The 5,097-nt window shown below is 35.2% G+C and carries 7 protein-coding genes; 5 read left to right on the top strand and 2 right to left on the bottom strand.

The window, feature by feature from the left end:
- Positions 1–250 precede the first annotated feature (250 nt).
- On the top strand, positions 251–1,099 hold the full coding sequence (locus tag B5F71_RS18685) for a hypothetical protein (RefSeq protein WP_013619108.1): 849 nt from the start codon (positions 251–253) through the stop codon (positions 1,097–1,099).
- Between the two features lie 4 nt (positions 1,100–1,103).
- Here B5F71_RS18685 and B5F71_RS20520 read toward each other — a convergent pair whose 3' ends face one another.
- Positions 1,104–1,256 (bottom strand): hypothetical protein, encoded by a 153-nt coding sequence (locus tag B5F71_RS20520; protein WP_158098152.1) that lies wholly within the window; start codon positions 1,254–1,256, stop codon positions 1,104–1,106.
- A gap of 139 nt (positions 1,257–1,395) precedes the next feature.
- Here B5F71_RS20520 and B5F71_RS18680 point away from each other — a divergent pair, with 139 nt between their 5' ends.
- From B5F71_RS18680 to B5F71_RS18670, 3 genes are all read left to right on the top strand, one after another.
- Entirely contained in the window at positions 1,396–1,848 is a 453-nt protein-coding gene (locus B5F71_RS18680) for a DUF4375 domain-containing protein (RefSeq protein WP_087213349.1), read from the top strand.
- Between the two features lie 54 nt (positions 1,849–1,902).
- Positions 1,903–2,490: a hypothetical protein gene (locus B5F71_RS18675; protein ID WP_025893102.1), complete on the top strand. Its 588-nt coding sequence runs from the start codon at positions 1,903–1,905 to the stop codon at positions 2,488–2,490.
- 69 nt (positions 2,491–2,559) lie between these two features.
- The gene (locus tag B5F71_RS18670; RefSeq protein ID WP_206423868.1) at positions 2,560–3,003 is read left to right on the top strand and encodes a hypothetical protein; all 444 of its coding nucleotides are present in this window, start codon (positions 2,560–2,562) and stop codon (positions 3,001–3,003) included.
- A 101-nt stretch (positions 3,004–3,104) separates the two neighbouring features.
- Here B5F71_RS18670 and B5F71_RS18665 read toward each other — a convergent pair whose 3' ends face one another.
- Entirely contained in the window at positions 3,105–3,353 is a 249-nt protein-coding gene (locus tag B5F71_RS18665) for a hypothetical protein (protein ID WP_158098151.1), read from the bottom strand.
- 1,071 nt (positions 3,354–4,424) lie between these two features.
- On the opposite strand from B5F71_RS18665, the gene B5F71_RS18650 reads away from it, so the two are divergent.
- Complete coding sequence (locus B5F71_RS18650; protein WP_087213337.1) at positions 4,425–4,946, top strand: hypothetical protein; 522 nt, start codon at positions 4,425–4,427, stop codon at positions 4,944–4,946.
- Positions 4,947–5,097: the final 151 nt, after the last annotated feature.

Genomic DNA, 5,097 nt, shown 5'->3' with positions numbered 1-5,097 from the left:
CGACAATGAGCATTTTTTTGAAAGCGGTACAACGCATCAACCCGTCAGAACCGGACGAACCGAAGAAATGGTATCCCGTTCAGTACACCACCAAGATGGTGGACGAGAGTGAAGTGGCTATGCTGATAGCCGATGGGACGACTGACCCGTTTCCGTGAGTCGGGCAACTCACGGAAACGAGTTGGGCAACTCGGAAAAGTGAGTTGGCGGGGGCTGATACTTGAAAGAAAACTAAATAAATTTATACGCTATGGATAACAATATAAGAGTAGATGATTATTCTATTGGTAAACACTATAGATTTGAAGATGGGTACATAATGATTCCCAAACATGAATACTATGAAACCACTTTCCAAAGTCACAAACACGTATTTTATTGGAATGATATAAACTTAAAAAAGAGGAATGTGATTTCTCTTGTTGTTTTTGATAAATTAAAAATCGAAAGAATATTTCCATCCATAGTTTATGAACTGAAAGGACTTGAATATCTACAACTTCCGCCGCATTTAGTAAGACAATTCGACTGGACAAGGTTAAACCATTTAGAAGTATTTGAAACGGATAATGCAAATTTGAAGATAAAAGAAAATGTTTATTTGCCTAATCTGGTACATTTATGTAACTACAAAGGGACAATAGAATTTACCAATAAAAATTTACCCTGTTTGAAAAGCATTATATGCAAGTACACGGATTCTGTTATGCGTTCATTGTTAAGCTATCAGGAAATGGACAATATAATGTTTTGTAATGTCAATGAGAATATCTGCGGGCAACTATCCTTAATGAAATCTATTCGAAAGCTGGATATATTGAGCGGTAAGACAGAATCCATCAACGGCATTTCTCAAATCAATGGAATAGAGAATTTACATCTTAACTCATTACCCTACTTGTTTAATGTAGATGAATTGACAGATTTGCCTAAACTTGAAGAACTGTGGATAAATACTTGCAAAAATATTAGAAGTTGGAATTTTCTGCTAAGGCTAAAATCCTTAAAAAGACTGACTATTTTTAATTGTAGCGGTGATAGCTCTTATCGTCAGGTTTCAAAAGAATTAAGGACAAGAGGTATCAGCGGTATATATTGATATTTCAGAATATGTGCGCCAGCGACAAAGAGAAAGCGGCATTTCCTTTTTCGCCAGTTTCAAGGCTGGTGGCTATGGTGGTTGGCGGAGGAAATGGCAGGATGCCGACAGCCTTTCTTCCCCTTCCGCCAACTCTTTCGCGACTTTTCCAAACCATACGGTTTGTTTTTCCGATTCTTTTCGTACCTTTGGGGCATGGAGGTTAGGATATGCCCCCGCATGGCGTGGGTTAGCGGAATGTCCGATTCCTGACAGGTGTTGTTATCAATACATTATCTATAACGAGAGCAATAAGAATGGAAGATTTAGAACAATATTGGGAACAATACTTTTCCCCTCTTGGGCATAAGTTCGCAGAACTTCGTCCCAATTATCAGGAAATGGGGGAAACGGACAGTATAATCGCCGCATTATATTGGCTGGAACTTGAAATGTATAATGGTGGATTTCTCCAGTTCTTCTGTAATTGGGGATATACCGCTTATCAGCTTGTACTCAAAGGATTGGAAACTATCAATGCACCAGCTACCAAACAGCTTTTAATGCAGGCTTACAACATCATTCAAAGATTAGAAAATGACAGTCAATTACAAAAGCTATGGGATATTCCTCAATATTTGACAGAGGACGAAAACTCTAAGTTAAATGGAATAGACTGGGAATATTGGGAAGATAAGGAAAATATTATGCGGCTTATGCTTCTAAAATTCCATTCTGATTCAGTTGAAAATATAGATAACAAAGCGTGATAACGCTTGAACAGCGTTCCCCGCTTGTCCATTACCAACTAAAATATATAAATCATGAATAGAGAAACATTATTTGAAAGCTTTTATACAAAAGCAGAAAAAGCGATTAATAAAATGGGGAAACAAAACATCAAAGATATCTATGCTATTTCCTTTTGGAAAGATAATCTTGAAGACGACCCCCGATGTCCTGTTATTACAATAGGCTATAACACTTTAACTCAAGTGGAAGTAGCAAAAAGGAATGCCAGTAGTTTAATGGAAGCCAAATGGAATTATGCTTTTTGGCTACAAAACGAAGTGGGTACTATTGGCGGCAATGATAAGAATCTCCGTCTGTATTTTAAAGAAGCCAATTTATTCTATACTCAACAAGAGTATTCGAGAGCCGAAAAAAATGGAGAAGAAAATAAGTTGGATGAACAAGACGACCAAATGCAGTCGGTCTTTATGGATATTATCATTTCTGTTATTCAAGAACTTCATAAAAAAGGTGTCATAAAAGAGCAATTAGGTAAAGAAGTTCCTGTCATTGTTCACGAATTGGAATATTACGACTTACCTATTATGTGGACTACAAGAAGTAATCCGAAATCATTGATTGATGAGTTCTTGAAATCTTATAATGATGGATGTTTATAAAAAGTTGGTAACAAGTGAATGAGCTGCCCTAACGGTCTGCTATTCACAACCCATTAGATACAATTATATATGAATATACCTACTGCAATAAAGGAAATACTTGTTCATAACCATTGGGACGAGTTTAATTTTCAAATGATGCAGGATTGTTATATAAACAAGTTAAGACAATCCTATTCAAAGTTTGATTATCCTTTGAATGAAAGGATTATAAGCAAAATTGCTCTATTCTATAACATGAAATTAAAGTTGAACCAGTATGATATTCTTTATTTTGATTTCAAGAAAATAAAGAAATACAGTCCGGAAGCTATGCAAAAACAGGCTTTGAAGTTAAAGGTCAATAAGGTTATTTATTTAGCAGACATTCATCCCGGTTATTTAACCGTATGGTTAGATGAACAAGAGCAAGTGTGGGCTGATTATGACAATCTTGTTTATTATTACGGCAGTGATATATTCAGTGGCGTTCAAAATATAGTATCGGGTAATATTCTTGAAACCATAAATTAGTATCTAACGACGAAAGATAGCATCTGATGATGCTCCTTTCCAAACCATTATCAAATCCGGCACACCGGATTGCATCCCGCTTGCTATCCTCTCCCGTAAGTTTAGTTTGTCCTTTTGTATATACATCCAAACTGGCTTAAACCTGTTTTCATCGGCAGCGAAGTATGTGCCCGGCGAAAAAGAGAAAGCGGCATTTCCTTTTTCGCCAGTTTCAAGGCTGGTGGCTCCGGTGGTTGGCGGAGGAAATGGCAGGATGCCGACAGCCTTTCTTCCCCTTCCGCCAACTCTTTCGCTACTTTTCCAAACCGTTTGGTTTGTTTCTCCGATTCTTTTCGTACCTTTGGGGGCATGGAGGTTAGGATATATGCCCCGTATGGTATTATAAATATTAGCGAAAATTTCAGCAAAGATGAGATACAGAAAAGAGACAATAAGTCATTTCGCAGGAAACAATTTGATGCGAGAAGGGAGAAAATACAGGTATTATTTTTTTGATTACCTGTATTATCGGTTATATGTGGTTTATCGAAAACATAATGAAGCTGCACGTCTCAGTGCTTGCCTCTTATTGGGCATGGTTTCTATGATAATATTTTTCTTTTTCAGTATCTTCTTTAACAAAGCACTGACAGATGATTGGTTTTCATTAAAGAACTTCACTCCCATTCAGATACAAAGTATATTTGTGGGTGTAGGTATATTGTGCTTTATCGCATTATTTTTGCGATATACTCGCAAAAGGACTGCCGCTATACTTTTGAAATACAAAGGTAACATGTGGAACAAGATAATCCCAGCATGGATGATATATTGTTCCCCTCTATTGGTGTTCTTGATAGGAATAGGTATATGCAAATTGATTTATAACTAAATATATATGATAAAAAAGATTCAAGTAATATTTCGCTAACAACGCAGGATAACGGGAAAACCGTTCCCTGCTGAACCATTATAAACAATTTGAGATTAACATTATGAACTGGTATATCTATTGGTATTTTACAATCAAGTATTTTTTCTGGGGATTACTTGGATATGGGCGAGCCGGAAATTACATCGGCGGATTGTTTTTCTATTTTCCATTTATCGCATTGATAATGCTGCTGATAGCACCATTTCATTTTATTAATGAGAACAAAATCGTTGTTTATATATGTGTTTCTCTTTTATTTATGTTTATAAATGAAATTGTATTTTGGGAAGACACAAAAAGATACCGAAGGTGGGACAATCACTACAGGAATAACAGCAACAACAAGAAAAGTTGGTTTTTTGTTGCTATTTCTGTAATAGGTACAATAAGCTGGTTTATCCTTCCGTTTCTGCTTAAAGATTATTATATCCATAGATAAATTAAGTTTATAACAAAATCGAGATGGCAACTAAATACATTGTTCTCACATACACAAAAAAACAGCGGAATGAAAGATTTGATGGAGAAATACTATAATATGATTTATTATTGTGCATATAAAATACTATTCCATTTTTTGTACAGACTTATTAATCCCTTTTATTGGCTTGGATTAAAGAAATGGAATAATAATTATATAAATCGTATTATATCAATTAGTAAAAAGATAGAGGCTGATGCGGCAGATAAAGGTATTAATACATGGATTTCAGTCTTGGCTATTATTTCTGTATATCGTATCAGCCTTTGGATAATTGCCGTTATATGTATTATCGGCATTCAGTTTTCAAGAATAAAAACTTTATTGATAACTGTATTAGAATCGGATTTTCTTTTTTTACTACTATGGGTAGTTCTCGGGGTAGTAGTATATCGTATCAATAATCATCTCTTGTTCAAGAAGGACAAATACAGAAAGTATTTCAAGCAATTCGACAAAGAGAGAAAATATGTGCAATATTATGGTATCTATGTGATTTCCATAATTATACAGTTTGCAACGTTCTATATATTACTCAAAAGCTTATAAGACAACAATAATATGATAGAAATAAAACAGTGGGGAAAGATTATAATTCAAGTTTCGCAAGTTCAACTTGCAGCTTTTAATCTATAAATGTCGCAAATATGTTTCATATCTTCCTCCCTGTTGATGATAGCCTGATAGATATCTTCGTCAG

Origin of the sequence: Bacteroides sp. An269 (genome assembly GCF_002159755.1) — a bacterium.
Classification (GTDB): Bacteria; Bacteroidota; Bacteroidia; order Bacteroidales; family Bacteroidaceae; genus Phocaeicola; species Phocaeicola intestinalis.
The sequence above is the reverse complement of the archived record's forward strand: the minus strand, read 5'-3'. Positions and strand labels throughout refer to the sequence as shown.